This window comes from Bacillus sp. NPDC077411 (assembly GCF_044543425.1).
In the GTDB taxonomy this organism is placed as follows: Bacteria; Bacillota; Bacilli; order Bacillales; family Bacillaceae_G; genus Bacillus_A; species Bacillus_A bruguierae.
The window spans coordinates 143,919-161,796 of record NZ_JBITWA010000006.1; the positions used below are offsets into that span (position 1 = coordinate 143,919).

At 37.0% G+C, this 17,878-nt stretch carries 18 protein-coding genes; 3 read left to right on the forward strand and 15 right to left on the reverse strand.

Annotated elements, in window-relative coordinates; all coding sequences use genetic code 11:
• The first annotated feature begins 84 nt into the window (after window positions 1–84).
• Window positions 85–627, forward strand: a complete 543-nt coding sequence (locus tag ACIGHG_RS10605) for a helix-turn-helix domain-containing protein (RefSeq protein ID WP_336471177.1) — start codon at window positions 85–87, stop codon at window positions 625–627.
• Window positions 628–653: 26 nt separating this feature from the next.
• Here ACIGHG_RS10605 and ACIGHG_RS10610 read toward each other — a convergent pair whose 3' ends face one another.
• Window positions 654–1,163, reverse strand: coding sequence for a GNAT family N-acetyltransferase (locus ACIGHG_RS10610; RefSeq protein WP_336471176.1), 510 nt, complete (start codon window positions 1,161–1,163; stop codon window positions 654–656).
• A complete protein-coding gene (locus tag ACIGHG_RS10615; RefSeq protein WP_336471175.1) occupies window positions 1,132–2,187 on the reverse strand; it encodes a LacI family DNA-binding transcriptional regulator in 1,056 nt (351 codons plus the stop codon). Before ACIGHG_RS10615 ends, ACIGHG_RS10610 begins: the two co-directional genes overlap by 32 nt.
• Before the next feature lie 59 nt (window positions 2,188–2,246).
• Here ACIGHG_RS10615 and ACIGHG_RS10620 point away from each other — a divergent pair, with 59 nt between their 5' ends.
• The gene (locus ACIGHG_RS10620) at window positions 2,247–3,002 is read left to right on the forward strand and encodes an HAD family hydrolase (protein ID WP_336471174.1); all 756 of its coding nucleotides are present in this window, start codon (window positions 2,247–2,249) and stop codon (window positions 3,000–3,002) included.
• Window positions 3,003–3,253: 251 nt separating this feature from the next.
• Here ACIGHG_RS10620 and ACIGHG_RS10625 read toward each other — a convergent pair whose 3' ends face one another.
• From ACIGHG_RS10625 to ACIGHG_RS10650, 6 genes are all read right to left on the reverse strand, one after another.
• Window positions 3,254–3,490 (reverse strand): YrhC family protein, encoded by a 237-nt coding sequence (locus ACIGHG_RS10625; RefSeq protein WP_336471173.1) that lies wholly within the window; start codon window positions 3,488–3,490, stop codon window positions 3,254–3,256.
• Between the two features lie 298 nt (window positions 3,491–3,788).
• Complete coding sequence (adhE, locus tag ACIGHG_RS10630; protein ID WP_336471172.1) at window positions 3,789–6,392, reverse strand: bifunctional acetaldehyde-CoA/alcohol dehydrogenase; 2,604 nt, start codon at window positions 6,390–6,392, stop codon at window positions 3,789–3,791.
• Between the two features lie 390 nt (window positions 6,393–6,782).
• Window positions 6,783–7,916: a bifunctional cystathionine gamma-lyase/homocysteine desulfhydrase gene (locus ACIGHG_RS10635; RefSeq protein WP_336471171.1), complete on the reverse strand. Its 1,134-nt coding sequence runs from the start codon at window positions 7,914–7,916 to the stop codon at window positions 6,783–6,785.
• A 1-nt stretch (window position 7,917) separates the two neighbouring features.
• A complete protein-coding gene (locus tag ACIGHG_RS10640) occupies window positions 7,918–8,841 on the reverse strand; it encodes an O-acetylserine dependent cystathionine beta-synthase (RefSeq protein WP_090916782.1) in 924 nt (307 codons plus the stop codon).
• Between the two features lie 84 nt (window positions 8,842–8,925).
• Window positions 8,926–9,621: a 5'-methylthioadenosine/S-adenosylhomocysteine nucleosidase gene (gene mtnN / locus ACIGHG_RS10645; protein WP_336471170.1), complete on the reverse strand. Its 696-nt coding sequence runs from the start codon at window positions 9,619–9,621 to the stop codon at window positions 8,926–8,928.
• Between the two features lie 14 nt (window positions 9,622–9,635).
• The gene (locus tag ACIGHG_RS10650; protein WP_336471169.1) at window positions 9,636–10,274 is read right to left on the reverse strand and encodes a class I SAM-dependent DNA methyltransferase; all 639 of its coding nucleotides are present in this window, start codon (window positions 10,272–10,274) and stop codon (window positions 9,636–9,638) included.
• Between the two features lie 137 nt (window positions 10,275–10,411).
• Here ACIGHG_RS10650 and ACIGHG_RS10655 point away from each other — a divergent pair, with 137 nt between their 5' ends.
• A complete protein-coding gene (locus ACIGHG_RS10655) occupies window positions 10,412–10,627 on the forward strand; it encodes a YrzA family protein (RefSeq protein ID WP_336471168.1) in 216 nt (71 codons plus the stop codon).
• A 34-nt stretch (window positions 10,628–10,661) separates the two neighbouring features.
• Here the strand turns inward: ACIGHG_RS10655 and ACIGHG_RS10660 are convergent, their stop codons facing one another.
• The 7 genes from ACIGHG_RS10660 to ACIGHG_RS10690 all read right to left on the reverse strand — a co-directional run bounded on the left by ACIGHG_RS10660 (window position 10,662) and on the right by ACIGHG_RS10690 (window position 17,874).
• Window positions 10,662–11,306 carry a YrrS family protein gene (locus tag ACIGHG_RS10660; RefSeq protein WP_336471415.1) on the reverse strand — a complete coding sequence of 215 codons (645 nt, stop codon included), beginning with the start codon at window positions 11,304–11,306 and terminating at the stop codon, window positions 10,662–10,664.
• An 84-nt stretch (window positions 11,307–11,390) separates the two neighbouring features.
• Window positions 11,391–13,148, reverse strand: coding sequence for a peptidoglycan D,D-transpeptidase FtsI family protein (locus ACIGHG_RS10665; RefSeq protein WP_336471167.1), 1,758 nt, complete (start codon window positions 13,146–13,148; stop codon window positions 11,391–11,393).
• A gap of 95 nt (window positions 13,149–13,243) precedes the next feature.
• Window positions 13,244–13,948, reverse strand: a complete 705-nt coding sequence (locus ACIGHG_RS10670; protein WP_336471166.1) for a hypothetical protein — start codon at window positions 13,946–13,948, stop codon at window positions 13,244–13,246.
• A gap of 285 nt (window positions 13,949–14,233) precedes the next feature.
• Window positions 14,234–14,710 carry a transcription elongation factor GreA gene (greA, locus tag ACIGHG_RS10675; protein WP_090916796.1) on the reverse strand — a complete coding sequence of 159 codons (477 nt, stop codon included), beginning with the start codon at window positions 14,708–14,710 and terminating at the stop codon, window positions 14,234–14,236.
• A 280-nt stretch (window positions 14,711–14,990) separates the two neighbouring features.
• Window positions 14,991–15,629, reverse strand: a complete 639-nt coding sequence (gene udk, locus ACIGHG_RS10680; protein WP_336471165.1) for a uridine kinase — start codon at window positions 15,627–15,629, stop codon at window positions 14,991–14,993.
• 17 nt (window positions 15,630–15,646) lie between these two features.
• Window positions 15,647–16,927, reverse strand: coding sequence for a peptidase U32 family protein (locus ACIGHG_RS10685; RefSeq protein WP_090916800.1), 1,281 nt, complete (start codon window positions 16,925–16,927; stop codon window positions 15,647–15,649).
• A 17-nt stretch (window positions 16,928–16,944) separates the two neighbouring features.
• Window positions 16,945–17,874: a peptidase U32 family protein gene (locus tag ACIGHG_RS10690; protein ID WP_336471164.1), complete on the reverse strand. Its 930-nt coding sequence runs from the start codon at window positions 17,872–17,874 to the stop codon at window positions 16,945–16,947.
• Window positions 17,875–17,878 lie beyond the last annotated feature (4 nt).

Sequence of the window (17,878 nt, forward strand, 5' to 3'; positions counted from 1 at the left end):
TCCGTCAATTTATTTTTATTGAGAAAATATAAAAAAGATTTGCTATGATACAACTATCTGTTAATAAAAAGGAGCAGGGTCATTATGAATATCGGTTCGACAATACGTGAAATTCGCCAGCGCAGAGGAATTACAATTGCGCAAATTTGTGAAGGAACAGGGCTTTCTAAAGGATTTATGAGTCAAGTGGAAAACAATAAAACCTCTCCATCTATTCTTACTCTTGAAACAATCGCTCATTTTTTAAATGTTCCTCTTCCTTATTTATTGTTAGAGCAAAAAGATCGGATGAAAATTATAAAAAAAGAAGAACGGAAATATAGTATTTACGGAAAAGATCAACAAAAAATTGAACATGTAGCCGAGCAAGGCGGACTGCGTTTATCATTAGTAGAAATTCCTGTCGGCTTTCCGAAAGAAAACACACCAAATGCTCATGAAGGTGAAGAATGTCATCTTGTCTTACGCGGAAAATTAGAAGTACAACACGGAGAAGATATTGCCATTGTAGAAGAAGGAGATTCGTTTTCTTGGAGCGCATGTGTACCACATATCGTTCGTAATATTGGTGATGAAGCTGCACTTCTTCTTATTTCAAGCCATACTGAAAATCGAAAACATGTATAATAAAATAAAACGAGCAGATCGTTACTTCACTCTCCTGCTCGTTTCATTGCATATACGAGAACATCCATATCGTGGAATAAAACTGTCTTCTCATAAACCATACCTGTTTTTCTTGCTACAAAAATAGAAGCTGGGTGATTCGGATTAATAAGAGAAATAAGTTTCTGAAGCTTAAGTACTTGAAAGCCATAATCTCGAAAAGCCGCCGCCGCTTCTTTCGCAAATCCGTTTCCCCAATACTCTGGGAGTAGCCAGTAGCCAACTTCAATCTCTTCTTTTCCCTCAACGCGTTGCCGAACAAGTCCCGCATGTCCCATTGGTTCTCCCGTTTCTCTATGCAACATTAGAAATAAACCAAGTCCACGTTCGTATCCCGGTAAGACCCAGCTTTCAAGACTTTTTTTACATTGTTCATACGTTTTTGGTGTTCCTTTCCCGATATAACGAATTACTTGATCGTTCCCCCATAAAGAAGCGTAAAAATCTAAATCATCCATTGTATATTTACGAAACTGTAAGCGGTCTGTATGAAACATGTCCTTCCTCCCTTCTTGTCGATTCTCTTTCTATAACCGAAATAGGTAATTGTATCCTTTGCACACCTTCACCTTGTGATTGTTTATGTAATAAAATAATAGAATGCTTTGCCATACTTGCAATCGAGGTGGAAACTGTCGTTATACTAGGACTCATCATCACTGACAGCTCCTGATTATCAAATCCAATCACACCAAAATCTTTTGGAATACAAATCCCCATTCGCTGTGCTTCCATAATCATTCCAGCAGCTATTTCGTCACTACCTGTAAACATTGCATCAGGGGCATTTTTCATGGATTGCATCATCTGTATCATCCGTTTTCCATCCTTTAATCCATAACAATTGCGAAATATCCATTCCTGTTGCAATGATAAATGATGCTCACATAAAGCTTTTTTATATCCTTTATATCTTTTTCGCTGCGCCTTACTTTTTAATGTGTCGTAACAAAATGCAATGCGTGTATACCCTTTTTCTAAAAGATGCTTTGTTCCTAAATACCCTGCCCGTTCTTCGTCAAATTGAACTGTTGATATCAATTCTGTTTCTACATGTTCATTGCATATAACAATCATACCTGAGGTACTTACACATTCAACCTCCTCTATTGACAAAGAAAGTGTCGTAAAAATAAGCCCATCTAGCTTCTTCGTTCTTACGTAATGGATAAATTCCCTTTCTCTCTCTGGAGCATAATTGGATTGTAATATCACAACATCATAACAATCTTCTTTTAAAATATTACTGATTTCTTGAATTAATTTACCGAAAAATGGATGATGTAAATTTGGTACTACTACACCGATTAAATTCGTTTGAAGACGACGTAAATCTTTTGCTACCGCTACAGGGACATAATTTTTTTCATCAATAATCGCTTGCACTCTTTCTCTTAATTCTGATCGAACATACGGATGATGATTGATTACACGAGAAACGGTCGCTTTCGAAACTCCAGCTAATTTGGCGATATCTTCAATTGTAGAAATTTTGACTCTCCCCCTTGACCTGTAACGCATTTCAGAATGTACAGTATATAGTAAGTTATATATCTATTATAAATGGAGTGAACTTAAATATGGGGAAAATTCAAATTTCAGGAGAAATTATTAGTGCAAAAGCTGTTGCTTTCGATAAGGATGGTACATTATTTCAAGCTATCCCGTTTTGGTATGAAATTGATAGACTGCGAAAATATAAATTTTCACAAATTGTCGGAGAGGAATACGAGTCACTTTGGGAAAAAGCAGTTGGTTTCGTACATCCTGATCAGGTTGATTTTAAAGGATTATTAGCAGTTGCACCTGAAGAAGATGAAATCATTGTTACTGCGAGCTTGTTATACCAAATTACAAAATATCCATGGCATCACTGTAAAGAACTTGCCGCTGCGATTTTTAAAGAAAGCGATGAAGAGTTATGTATCGAAAATGCTTTTCATCCGATTCAAGGAGCAGCTAATTGTATAAGTTCCTTGCAAAGCGAAGGAATTTATACAGGTATTTTAACATCAGACAATAAATTACGAACAAAAAAGTGTATCGAACTTCTTCGCGTGCCACCTCTGCATTTTCTGCTTACTCCAGAAGATGTAACATGCGGAAAGCCAAACCCAGAGATGATTATAAAAACATGTACACAACTTGGAATTCAAACAAAGGAGCTCATTATGATAGGAGATACTGTTGTTGATGTGAAAATGGCTAAAGACGCAGGTAGTATTGCTGTAGGGATTGCAAATCACGAACATGCAATAGAAGAGTTAACACCGTATGCTGATTTTATTATTACAGCTTACACTGACATTCAAGTTTTAGCTAAAAAAACGCAGTAGGAACAACTGTCTACTCTACTGTATTCGTATCATAACTATATATATATCCAAATTAAAAAACCGACATAAAACCATTTTTTTAGGTGGGCGAGAGCATCTGGTCATGCGTAGAAGCGATCAGGGCCTTTTTCTGCCACATGCGCAGTGAAAACAAGAGATAGCAGCAATCTATATGTCGAAACATTAAAGTGGATTTATATAAATAAAAAAACGTTACTCAAAGATACACATTCTTTAAGTAACGTTTCTATTTATAGCGACTGTTCATGTTCGTTCTCCTCTAGTTTGTCACGCAGCTCTCTTGCACGGTAGAAAAAATAAAATGAGCCGCCTAAAAAAGCAGCAATCACACCCATCATGGCAAATATTTGCACCGTTTCTTTTTGTCCATTTGGGAGTAATAAACCGAGCATTAAAAATGCACCTAGTGCTAACATGACTTGACCGAAACGAATATAATCAGCAATTTTTTGCTGTAATTCTTTCATTCTTTAATCACTCCTCCTTTTCACTGTATCATATTTTCATCGTTTCGTAGGCAAGTAAATACAGCCAATGAGGGAGAAGTTTTCCATACTATTTAAACACAAATTGAAAAAGTAGGATAAAAATCCTTTTCTTTTTAAGGGGGAGCGAGAGTATTTGGCCATGCATAGAAGCGGTCAGAGCCTTTTCATGCCACGTGCCATATGAAAACAAAGAGAGAAAGCAAGTAGCGGTCACTAAGTGACTTACATGTTGAAAGATCAAAAAGAAAGAGCCGTAATCAGTACGGCTCTTTCTTTTTTATACACCTTTATATGCTTGCTTATATACTTCTTTTAATTCTGAAATAAGCGGTAATTTCGGATTTGCTGTTGTACATTGATCTTCAAATGCTCGTTCAGAAAGTACATCAACAACCGCTTCAAATGCTTCTTTTTCAACACCTTGGCCAGCAATGCTCATATTAATATTTAATTCTTTTCCAAGAGCGATAATAGCTTGTACTAATGATTCTACTCCTTCTTCCACTGTACGTGCTGGAAGTCCAAGCACTCTTGCAATATGTGCATAGCGCTCATCTGCAACAAAGTGCTCATATTTTGGGAATAGTGCATGTTTTCTTGGTTTAATTGCATTATAGCGAATGACATGCGGCATTAAAATGGCATTGGCACGTCCGTGCGGAATATGGAATTCCGGTCCCAATTTATGTGCTAAGCTATGGTTAATACCAAGAAATGCATTTGCAAATGCCATACCAGCCATTGCTGATGCATTATGCATTTTTTCACGAGCTTCTTCATCATTGCCATCTTTATATGCGCGTGGTAAATATTTAAACACAAGTTCCATTGCTTTTAAAGCTAATCCATCTGTGTAATCATTTGCCATAATTGATACGTACGCTTCAATCGCATGTGTTAAAACATCCATTCCTGTATCAGCAGTGATATGCGGCGGTACTGTCATAACAAACTGCGGATCCACAATGGCAACATCTGGTGTTAATTCATAATCAGCGAGCGGATATTTGATATTGTTCTTTTTATCTGTAATAACCGCAAATGGTGTCACTTCTGAACCTGTTCCAGATGTTGTCGGAATCGCAACAAACTGCGCCTTGTCTCCTAGTTTTGGATATTTACATGTACGTTTTCTAATATCTAAAAACTTTTGTTTTATACCAAAGAATTCTGTTTCTGGGTGCTCATAAAATAGCCACATTCCTTTTGCTGCATCCATCGCTGATCCGCCACCAAGAGCAATAATAACGTCTGGTTTGAAGCTTCTCATCATTTCTGCACCTTTAAATACAGTTTCATCTGACGGATCTGGTTCTACTTCAGAGAATATTTCTACTTTTACATCATTTCTATGTTGAGCTAAATAATGCGTCACTACATCAATATACCCAAGCTGCACCATTCCAGGATCTGTTACAATGAATGCGCGTGAAATGTTCGGCATACTTGCTAAATATTGCGTAGCGTGTTTTTCAAAATAAATTTTTGGCGGCAACTTGAACCACTGCATATTCTTTTTTCTATTTGCAAGTCTCTTTACGTTCATTAAATGTGTTGCCGTTACGTTTTGAGAAACAGAGTTCTTTCCGTATGATCCGCATCCAAGTGTAAGCGATGGAATGAAAGCATTATATATATCACCAATTCCGCCTTGTGCTGACGGAGCATTTATAATAAGACGACATGCTTTCATACGTAGTCCAAACTGTTTTTGTACTTCTTTATTTGTAGAATGAATTACAGCAGAATGCCCTAATCCGCCAAGCTCTAACATATTTTCACAATGCTGTAATCCATCTTCTAATGAACTCGCTTTTATACAAGCTAATACTGGACTTAATTTTTCACGAGATAACGGATAAGCTGCACCGACTCCTTTAATTTCAGCTACAAGCATCTTTGTGTCTTCAGGCACTGTAATCCCTGCTAATGCTGCAATGTAATGTGCGGATTTCCCAACAATATCACTATTTACTGCACATGTATTCTCATTAATAACAAGCTTTTCTAATTTTTTTCGTTCCTCTTCTGTCACAAAGTAACAATTATTTGCGATCATTTCTTGTTTCACATCATTATAGATTTCTTTGTCCACAATAATCGCTTGTTCAGAAGCACAAATCATACCGTTATCAAACGTTTTCGATAAAATCACATCATTTACAGCACGTTTCACGTTCGCTGATTTTTCCATATAGCATGGAACGTTACCTGGGCCTACCCCTAGGGCCGGTTTACCAGTAGAATATGCTGATTTCACCATTCCTGCTCCTCCAGTTGCTAAAACAAGCGCTACACCTTCATGATTCATTAATTGTTTTGTTGCCTCAACAGAAGGCTTTTCAATCCATTGAATACAGTTCTCTGGTGCACCAGCTTTCACTGCAGCATCGCGCACTGTTTTTGCAGCTGCGATAGAACATTGCTGTGCTGAAGGGTGGAATGCAAAAATAATTGGGTTTCTCGTTTTCATCGCAATGATTGCTTTAAACATTGTTGTTGATGTTGGATTTGTTACTGGCGTTACCCCAGCAACTACACCAACCGGCTCTGCAATTTCTATTACTTCCTCATGTGGATCCTCACGAATAACTCCCACTGTTTTATCATTTTTTATACTATTCCAAATATATTCAGTTGCAAAAATATTTTTAATACATTTATCCTCATACACACCGCGGCCCGTTTCTTCAACAGCCATTTTTGCAAGCGGCATATGTTGATCCACACCCGCAAGTGCCATTTCATGTACAATTTTATCAATTTGTTCCTGTGTAAAACCTTCTAATGCTTGTAAAGCTTTTTGACCTTTCTTTACTAACGTCTCAATCATGCCTGTAACTTCTTGCGCTTCATTTACAATTTTCTCTTTGACTACCATGTAATTTCCTCCTATTCTGCTGTTGGACTCATAAAGTCCCTAGGGGTCTAAATATGTCCCTATTAGCTTAAAAAAATAGAACTACCTTTTCTACATGAATTTTATTATTTGTGAAATGTTTCACATAATTATGTGTGAAGCATCTCGCTTTATGTTTTTACTATACACTAGATATTTATATATGTGTGTGTCTAATTTGTGAAAAGTTTCACAAATTTAAGATAGAATAAACGACCGCTACTAGCTTGCTTCTTTTGTTTTAAACCATGGCATGTGGTAGGAAAAGGCCCTGACCGCTCCTATCCACGGCCAGATGCTCTCGTCCTCCCCTAAAAAAGAAAGAGGTTTTTATGTCGTTTTTTAATTTATATACATATAGTGCTTATTCCCTTATGCTAACGCTCGTGCTAAATCTTCAACTAAATCTTCTCCATCTTCAATGCCAACTGAAATACGAATTAATGTATCTGTAATTCCTAGTTCCGCACGGCGCTCTGCTGGAATAGAAGCATGTGTCATTTGCGAAGGAATAGAAATTAAGCTTTCTACTGCTCCTAAACTTTCAGCAAGTGTAAAATATTGTACCTTTTCAAGAATAGTGTTTAATGTTTCTTGACTATCTACATCAAATGAAATAATTGCACCGAAGCCATTTGCTTGTTTTGCTGCCAAGTTATGGTTATGATGAGTGCTAAGTCCTGGATAATACACTTTATTTACTTTCGGATGATTTTGTAAAAACTCAGCAATTGCACGAGCATTTGCTTCATGCTCTTCCATGCGCACTCCTAATGTTTTTAAACCACGTAGTAATAAAAAGCTATCTTGCGGTCCTAAAATACCACCTGTTGAGTTTTGTACAAAGTGAAGATCTTCTGCTAACTCTTCGTTATTTACAGCTACTACACCCGCAACAACATCACTATGACCGCCTAAATATTTTGTTGCACTATGAAGGACAATATCTGCACCAAGAGAGATTGGCGTTTGCCAATACGGTGTCATAAATGTATTGTCGACAATTGTTAATAAGCCTCGTTCTTTAGCAAGTGCTGCAATTTGTTTAATATCCGTAATTTTTAATAGCGGGTTCGTCGGTGTCTCAACATAAATCGCTTTTGTATTTGGAAGAATCGCTGCTTTTACTTCTTCTAAGTTTGTTGTATCAGCAAATGTATGTTCAATCCCAAAGCGATTCAATACTTTTGCCATTACGCGGTACGTTCCGCCGTACACATCATCTGTTAAAACAACGTGATCTCCTTTAGAGAAAAGCATCATTACTGCTGTAATTGCTGCCATACCTGATCCAAAAGCAAAACCCGCATGGCCATTTTCAAGAACAGCAATTGTTTCTTCAAGAGCTGAACGAGTTGGATTTCCTGTACGTGAATATTCATACCCTTTATGATTTCCTACACCTTCTTGTTTGTACGTACTCGTTTGATAAATCGGTACTGTTACAGATCCAGTTGAAGGTTCTCCGATATGAATACCATGAATTAACTTTGTTTTTGTTCTCATTTTATTCCCATCCTTTGTATATATGCTTACTCAAATAGCGTTCGCTGCTATCTGGAAAAATGGTTACAATATTTGTTCCTGGCTTTGCTTTCTCAGCTTCTAATAAGCTTGCATGAAGTACTGCCCCCGAAGAACTGCCAACGAGGAGCCCTTCTTTTTGCGCCAGGTGTTTAACGCTTGAAAACGCATCACGATCCGAAATCGTATGAATGGCATCAAAATATGTTGGATTAAGAAATGGTGGTATAAACTCAAGCCCAATTCCTTCTGTCTCATGAGAACCGGCTTCGCCCCCATTTAAAATAGAGCCTTCTGGTTCAACAATTACTGTTTTAATTTGTTGATTTTGCTCTTTCAAATATGATGCCGTTCCCATAAATGTTCCACCGGTACCAGCACCAGCGACAAATATATCAATATGTCCATCTAGTGCCTCCCACAGTTCAGGCCCTAACGTTTTATAATATGCACGTGGATTTGCTTCATTTGCAAATTGACATGGAGAATACGAATTTGGAATTTCTTTCAGAAGTTCTGCTGCTTTTTCAATAGCACCTGTCATCCCTTGTGACGTTGGTGTATGAACAATTGTTGCACCAAGAGCTTTCATAAGTTCTTGTTTTTCAATACTAAATTTTTCCGGAACGCAAACGATAACATGTAAATCATGCTCAAGTGCTGCCAGTGCCAGTCCGATTCCTGTATTGCCAGCTGTCGGTTCAATAATGGTTCCCCCTGGCTTTACAAGCCCTTTCGTAAGAGCATCCTCAATTAATTCTCGACCTAACCGATCTTTCACACTTCCGCCTGGATTGAAAAATTCAAGCTTTGCAAAAATTCGAACACCTTCTGGAAGTAAAAAGCGCGTAATCTCAACGAGCGGTGTATGTCCGATTAGGTCATGAACACTGTGATACACTTTCATCGTATTTCCTCCTTACCTAACCCCTCAAAAGAAAAGGCAACTGTATGTAGTTTCTATATATGAAACAGTTGCCTTTTTGCTACATTATTGTAACTCTTCTAATACTTTTACAATAAAGTTTGTAGAATGAAGAGCTGCTTGATCTAAAAACTGTTCAAACGAAACATCTGATTCTTTACCAGCAATATCAGAAAGTGCACGAATGATAACAAATGGCACTTTATATTGATAACATACTTGTGCAACTGCCGCAGCTTCCATTTCTACTGCATACAGATCAGTAAACTTCTCACGAATAAATGAAACGCGGTTTGGATCGCTCATGAAAGAATCTCCTGTTGCAATCATACCTTTAACAACTTGAATTCCGTCTGCTGTTTGCATACATTTTTCAGCTAATGCAACAAGTTCTTCATCTGCTGGAAATCCTGCTGGCATTCCTGGTACTTGACCGTATTCATAGTTAAATGCTGTTACATCTACGTCATGATGACGAACTTCTGTTGAAATGACAACATCGCCTACGTTTAAAGAATGATGGAATCCACCAGCTGAACCTGTATTAATAATTTTTTCCGGCTGATAACGTTCTAATAAAATCGTCGTGGACATCGCTGCATTCACTTTACCGATACCAGATTTTAACAAGACCACTTCATGCCCTGCTAATGTACCTTTCGTAAATTCACAACCCGCAACTGTTTCTGTTTCTGCTTGTTCTAACTTGTCACGTAAAATACGTACTTCTTCTTCCATTGCTCCAATTACAGCTATTCTCAATCGAATCCCTCTTTCTATTGCTTCGTTGCCTCCATTACCCAAACATAATGATTCATACGAGTAAATGTGACATGAAAGCCATTGTTTTCAAAAATAGATTGCATGACTGGAATACGCGTATAATATTCCGTTTGTAAATCATTTGCTAACTCATAAAACCCTCGCTCTTGTGCATATTCAATAGTTTTATCATATGCTTCCTGATCTACAAATATCGTGTCAGCAAACACTATTTTACCACCTTTGTTTAGCAATTGACTATACTTCGCAATTGCTACATTTTTTTCTTCATCAAGCAAGTGGTGAAACGCATATGTGCTGACGATTGTATCCACATGCGAAGGAGTGACAAAGTTCAAGAAATCACCTTCTGTAATCGATACTTCTTTTGGAAGCTTTTGCTTCGCAATTGTACGCATTTCTTTTGATGGCTCTATACCGTAGACAGCGCGACCAGCAGCTAATAATCTATTTGTTAAATTGCCAGTACCAACACCAAATTCTAAAACATTGCCAAAAGATTTTTTTACTACATCCTCTAAAATCTCCTCATAATGAGCGAAAACTTCTTTATATTGTATATCTTCACCCTGTACGAAAGAATCGTACGTATGAGCCCATTGATCAAATAGTTCATTAAATTCTGTTCCCATAGAAAATTCCCCTTTTTCTTATCGGATTTATCAGTATAATATGCCTTATTCGTTAAAAAGTCAACAAAAATGCACATGGTATTTCTTAATTTTCTTTGATAAACTAAACTATGAACACGCAGAAAGAGGTGCTCTTCATGTCGTTTACATTCGAAATGATAGAAGATAAAGTTGAGTTTTTCGAGGCAGCTAACTTAGCATTGCTAGAAAAGAAAATCAATGAACAAATTGATAATAATAAGGCACTTATGCTAGAAGTGCATCACGTTTTGCATCAAATGATAATGGATCCTGAAAGCAAACGGCCATATTATAGCGCTGTTGTCCACTTTAAATTAAAAAAATTGCGCTAAAAAAGGAGAGAGGCTCTATCACCTCTCTCCTTTTTTAATTCAGGGTTTGAACAAGCGTTGGTTTCCAGCCCTCATCCTCTACCCAATCAATATTTACATAATATTTGTTTCCAGTTTGTTTATCTGTTACTCTACCGTATGCTTTCTGTTTTCCGCTATTTCCAATTCGGTTAATCACCAACTGATCTTCTGGGATATCAATTGCATACGCAATCGCTTTTTTCATCTCATTCCAATCTACGCTTCCTTGCTGGAACGTCATTGCTGGTGATTGCCCTTGCTGAGTACCAACTGGTTTCCAAGCTGATTTTGTATATGCTTCTTTTGCTTGTGCAATTGTTTTCTCTGCGGATACTTTTTCATTCTCTTTTGCTTTCGCTTCTTCTTCCTCTTTCTTCTTTGCTGCTTCTTCTTTTTTCTTTTGTTCCGCTGCTTTTGCTTCTTCTTTCTTCTTAGCAGATTCTTCTTTTTCTTTCTTTTTTGCGGCTTCTTTTTCTTTTTCAGTTTGCTGCGTTACTTTTTTATCACTAGAAGCAACCTGCTCTGTATTATCAGAAGTAAAGAATAGTTGATATGCTACAATTACTACTGCTAATAGTACGATAGCAATTGCAATATTCAATACACCATTTTGACGACGTTTTTCTTGTTTTTGCTGAAATCTAGATCCACCTGCCATCATTCAAACCTCCATGACGATTTTCATACTTGTTATTGTAACATCAAATGCCAAAAGGGTGAAGAACTATCACTATATTTCTTACTACTTTCTCTGCTGTTCCCACTTATAAATAGCGTCTACATAATCAGCAAAAATGTGTGTGACAGCATTTTCTTGGCGATTCGTCTCCAAATCAACAACAACTAACGCATAGCGAGGGTTTTCATACGGAAAATAACCAGCAAACCAACGATTCTCACGATTTTCTTTCCCTGTTTGTGCGGTTCCTGATTTTCCCGCTACTGTAAATGGCAATGATTGATATGCAGAGCCGGTACCGTTCGGTGCCGTTACAACGCTTCTTAACAGCTGCTGTACTCTCTTTATCGTGCTTCTTGAGAGTGTTTTCCCTCCCAACATATGATCTTCAAAATGAAATAAATTCGTTCCATTTTTATATGTAATATCTCGAACAGCTTTTACTTCTTTCTTTTCGCCTCCCCTCGCAATTGTTGCCATCATATTGGCAATCGCTAAAGGAGAGATCTTCACATCCTTTTGTCCAATTGCTGTTTGAGCAATTGCCTTATGACTCCTCTTAGTTTCTTCTTCATTCCAAACAATTGCTTTCTTTTCTTCTAGCAATTGTTTAAATCGAGGCGTATGAAACAATTGACCTTCCCATCCTACTGTCTCACTCGCTCCTAGCGCCCCTAAATACGTTTCCATGATATGTTTATCTTTTCGCATCAATTCGTCACCAAGTAACGCAAATGTTCTATTACAACTCCTAGAAAAACTATCTGTAAAGCTTAATTTCCCCATCATAACCTGCGGAGCATGTTCGCCATATAAATCTGTATCGCAGTTAAACATACGATGAGATTGAATCATTCCGTTATCAATTACTGCCGTTGCAATAACTGTTTTAAAGACAGAACCAGGAAAATGCGGTGTTAGCATCTGATTTTCCAGTCTCTGTTTATATGTATGTTGATTGTTCATCTGCAATGATGGTTTACTCACCATTGCTACAATTTCACTCGCCTGTACATCCAATAATACTAATCCACCCTTTTGCAATCCATGCTTTTTCATAAGCTCTTCTGCTTTTAGCTGCAACCATTTGTCTATTGTTGTTTGAACCGTAACTGGATAAAAGGGGTTTCCAGGCGCTATATATTTCGCACGTTCTCCAAAAATCGGCTCCCCTTGCCTATCTATTTGATACAACACTTTCGTTTCACCGTCAGTTATTAAAAATTCATCAAATGACTGTTGTAATCCAGAAATACCGATGGGAGTTTTGCTAGATAACTTTTTTAATTTCTCATAACGCGTTTTAAATTCTTTCTCATTTTCTCCGACTACACCGATTAAGTGCTCTGCTTCTCGGCTTCGTTGCATTCTTACTTCGGTTGCTACCATACCTAACATACCGGTACGGTTCACCTTTTCCATTTGTTCTTTTGTTAATGGAAATGAACGATTATCTTTTTGAAATACAAATGGTTTACTTCTACTTTTCATCTGCACTTGAATATCTTTGCGAGACACACCAATTATATGAGCTATTTTCTCTAACATATCATTGTTTATTTGTACAAATGGAAAAACAACTAAAACTGGATATCTTTCTTCTCCAAGATCTTCTCCATTTCGATCAATAAAACGTCCCCTACCGTCGTCCACTGTGACTGCTTGTGTACGCTGAGTGACACTCTTTTCTATTAAATTAATATGTCTATCTGTAAATGACTCAGTAGCTATAAGCTGTATTTGCACCAATCTGCCAATTAGTAATAATATAATGGACATAAAACATAATAAGATGAAGATTATTCTCCGCTTGATTTTCATAAAAAAAACACCTCGTCTTTTCAGTTTAGACGAGGTGTCATTCCTTTTATACAAAGCAAGCTATTATTAGCGTTTATATTTTTCTTGTATAGTTTTTATTGATCTTTTGGCATCTTTAAAAATTTTTTAAGAATCGTTTTATAGTCCTCTTCATCTATTCCTGAATTTTTTGCAGTCTCAATTGAAGCAGTTGTTACTTGAGTTGCCGCTTTTAAATATTCCGAATGTAAAGCATTCATTTCATTTCTTTTTTCACTTGCATTTTCAACTGTTACAGAATCAATACATACAATCATCTTGTCTACTATCTTTAAATAATCATTTTCTGCGTCAATTAGCTTTTGGATTTCACCTTTATTACTTATTTTAGATTGTTTTAAGAAAGTAAACGCTTGATTCACTTCATCTTTGAACAGCTTATCATTATTCTTTGCCTGTTCTTGTAACATCTCCTTCATATCATCTATTGTCTTTTGATCCATTGTACCCTTTAACAAATACTCTGGATTACCAATCGCATAATCATACTTGATCGTTACATCTTGAAACATTCTCATTACAATAGCTAACTGATATGCTGGATCGAAATCTTCAAATTTCTCTCTCTTTTGTTCTTTTCCTAATTCTTGTTTTCCCTTTTCGCTAGTCGAATTTTTTGAAGATGCAGACGCCTCTTCCTTTTTTTCTTCTTGTTTCGGTTTTGATTCATTTGATGCACTTGTTTTATCACTTGATCCACATGCAGCTAATCCTGTCATCATAATACCGCAAGTAAGTGCGACAAATAATTTCTTGTTCATAAATTTTCCCTCTTTCCTATCCCCTTTAAAATTCTTTTGCACTTCAAAACGTAAAGAAATTCTTCAACTATAATATCAAAATTAAAACCCCTGTATTGTCATATTCTGTCGAATAAAATGAAAATTCCTTCAAGGATAGTTCCACCTTCTTCTTTATTGATCACACTACACTATATGGACAATTTAATATAAAATTGGGCATTGTGAATCTTGGGACGAGAGTCTTATTGTCCGTTAATGTGAGATAAATAAAAAAGGTTCACTCTTAGGAGTGAACCTTTTTTATTATTTTACAGAGACGATCTCTACTTGCATTTCTCCACCTGGTGTTTGAATCGCTACTTTTTCACCAATTTGCTTACCTAATAAGCTTTTCGCGATTGGAGAATCGTTAGAAATTCTACCTTCAAATGGATCTGCTTCCGCGCTACCAACGATTGTATATGCTTCTTCTTCTCCATCTGGTAATTCCTTGAATGTTACAGTCTTACCTAGTGTTACAACTGTAGAATCTTCGCCGTTATCTTCAATAATAACTGCATTGCGAATCATGTTTTCAAGTTGTGTAATACGACCTTCCACAAAAGCTTGCTCATCTTTTGCTGCATCGTACTCAGAGTTCTCAGAAAGATCACCAAAGCTGCGCGCAATTTTAATACGTTCTACAACTTCTTTACGTCTTACTGTTTTTAATTGTTCAAGCTCATGTTCTAATTTTTGTTTTCCCTCAAGTGTCATAGGGTATGTTTTTTCTGTTGCCATGTTTTCCACTCCTTTTATATACCGATCCCCCGAAAAAAGAGGAGTTCCATATGAAAACTCCCCCGCCTTATAAAATAGCGAAGGTTTCTAGTACACACAGCACTAGCGGAGTTGTCACATACAACCCCGTATTTCCTTAATTCTTCCTTATATCCAAAAGATATGTATGGAAAGGTAATATAAATATGCCCTCACCTAAATGCGGGTGAGGTTGCATGTTTCATTGTATTCGATAGAAAGGGAGAAAATCCCTTCCTATCGGATATCTTTTACTATGCTATTACAAATTCACTTTTTCTTCAAGAATTGTTGCAATTTTTGTGGCCATAATATCGATTGCAACGTGATTTTGTCCACCTTCTGGGATAATAATATCCGCGAATTTCTTAGAAGGCTCAATAAATTGATTGTGCATTGGACGCACAACATTTACATATTGTTCAATAACAGAGTCCATCGTACGGCCGCGTTCTTTAATATCGCGTTGCATACGACGTAAGATGCGAAGGTCAGCATCTGTATCAACAAACACTTTAATGTCCATTAAATCGCAAAGACGCGGATCTTCTAAAATAAGAATTCCCTCTAAAATAATTACATCTTTCGGTGCAACTGGAATAATTTCTTCCGAACGTGTATGCAATGTATAATCATATACTGGCTTCTCAATTGACTTATACTCCAGCAACTGCTGCAAGTGCTCAATTAACAAGTCATTATCAAATGCTAATGGATGATCATAATTTGTTTTTAAACGCTCTTCCATTGGCAAATGGCTTTGATCTTTGTAATAATAATCTTGCTCCAAAATTAAAATCGAATGACCTTGAAAATGATCAAAGATTGCTTTTGTTACACTCGTTTTACCTGATCCTGAACCACCAGCAATTCCAATTACAACAGGCTTGTTCGTCCCCATTCAACTATCACTCTTTCTTATTGAAGTATGCTTTTTCGCATCATGTTGTTCACATACACTGGTCGATCCACTTTGAATTTCACGATTTGCAACGGATGTCTCGCTGCGTCTAATTCGTTTCCATCCTCATCCCAAATTTTTTCCACCGTTTGTGTAAAGTTTTCAATTTCTGGTCCAAAAAACTCAACTTCCTGACCTGGCTTGAAGTAGTTACGCTGCTCAACTGTCACAATGCCTGTTTCTTCATTATAATCTAACACTAAACCAGCAAAATCATACGTTGTTTTCTTACTATGATTTCCATACATTTGTTCTAAGTGCCCTGGAACTCCTTCAAAGAATGCAGGAGCTGTATCACGATTTGCGCATTTATCAAGCTCTTCTAACCATTCTTGTTTAAACTCGAAGTTGTCTGGATCCCCGCAATACGTATCAATTACTTTGCGGTATACAGTTGCCACAGTTGCAATATAGTGAATAGATTTCATGCGGCCTTCAACTTTCAAGCTGTCAATTCCGATTTCAATCATCTTCGGAATTGATAAAATAAGATTTAAGTCTTTTGGACTCATTGCAAACGGAGCATCCTCTTCCTGGAATAGAGGAAGTTCTTGTGCTTCTTTATGTTGCGATACTGTTTGAATTAAATCATAATCCCAGCGACAAGACTGACAGCAACCACCGCGGTTTGAGTCACGCGCTGTCATATGATTACTTAATGTACATCTTCCAGAGTAAGCAATGCACATCGCACCATGAATAAATGCTTCAATTTCAATATCCACTTTTTCTTTAATTTCTTTCATTTCCTCATAGCTTACTTCACGAGCAAGTACAAGGCGGTGCAATCCTTCTTCTTTCCAATACTGGGACGCTTTCCAGTTTGATAATGATTGCTGTGTACTTAAATGAATTTCCACAGAAGGAGCTACGCGCTTACATGTTTCGATGATAAGAGGGTCTGCAACGATTATACCTGTTACACCTGCTTTTTCAATCCCTCTTAAATATTCTTCTAACCCATCCATGTTTTCATTATGAGCAAAGATATTTGTTGTAACATATATTTTTGCACCGTACTTCTTTGCAAATTCAACGCCTTCAGCCATATCTTCTAACGTGAAGTTCCCTGCATTCGAACGAAGACCAAATTCTTGTCCTCCTAAAAATACAGCATCTGCGCCGTAATGAATAGCTATTTTTAATTTTTCTAGGTTTCCTGCGGGCATTAATAACTCAGGTTTTTTTACAATAACACGCTTTCCGTTAATGACGCGTGAAATTTCTTGAAAACTCATGTGCGTTACCTCCTATTTTAATAAACCGTTTCTTTAAAGAAGAACCCTGTATCTAACGGACGATTTACTGGTTGTAATTCCTCAATCTCTTTATATAAGTCGTCTTTCACATCGTAATATGCGTCGCGATTTTCTACACATAAATCAATCGCCTTACGATATTTCTTTGTCACTTCAATGATATACTCAGAGCTTTTTAATACACCCTCAATTTTTAAACTATCAATTTCTGCATCAATTAACTCTTCTAGCTCGTCGATGAAGCAAATGTCATTTGGACTCATAATGTGCGTACCGTTTTCATCTTCATAAATTGGGTACTTATTGTTACGCTCTGCATCATGCAAGAACATGTTTTCTTCGTATTTCTTCTTCTCGATTTCCATTTCACGACCTTGATATTCGAAGTAGTTTCCTACTAAAGAACGCTTCGACTGGAACATACATGTCATACCGTGAATTTGTACTTCTATTTCTACTTCTGCATGTTCTTTTAACTCAACAATTGCATCTAAGCTTAATTCACGAGCTAACACAGCGCGCTTTGCACCTTTACGTCCCCAGTAATTACATGTAAACCAGTTCGTTGCCGTTGTTTCTGTATTCCAATGCATTTTCATATTTGGAGCAACTTCACGCACCGTCATTAATACAGCTGGATCTCCAAATACAACCGCATCTACGTTTACTTCTTGTAAAAATGAAACGTAATCTTTTAAAGCCTCTACTTTCTCATTGTGGAACATTGCATTCATTGCGACATATACTTTCATATTATTTTCATGTGCAATCGCTACCGCTTCTTTTACATCTTCGCGAGAAAATTCGCCGGCTAAACGTAAGCCAAACTTTTGTTCACCAATCATCACTGCATCTGCGCCTGCTTTTGCAAGTGATTCGATATCCGCCACTGTTCTTGGCGTTACTAACAACTCAGGTTTTTTCATTGCC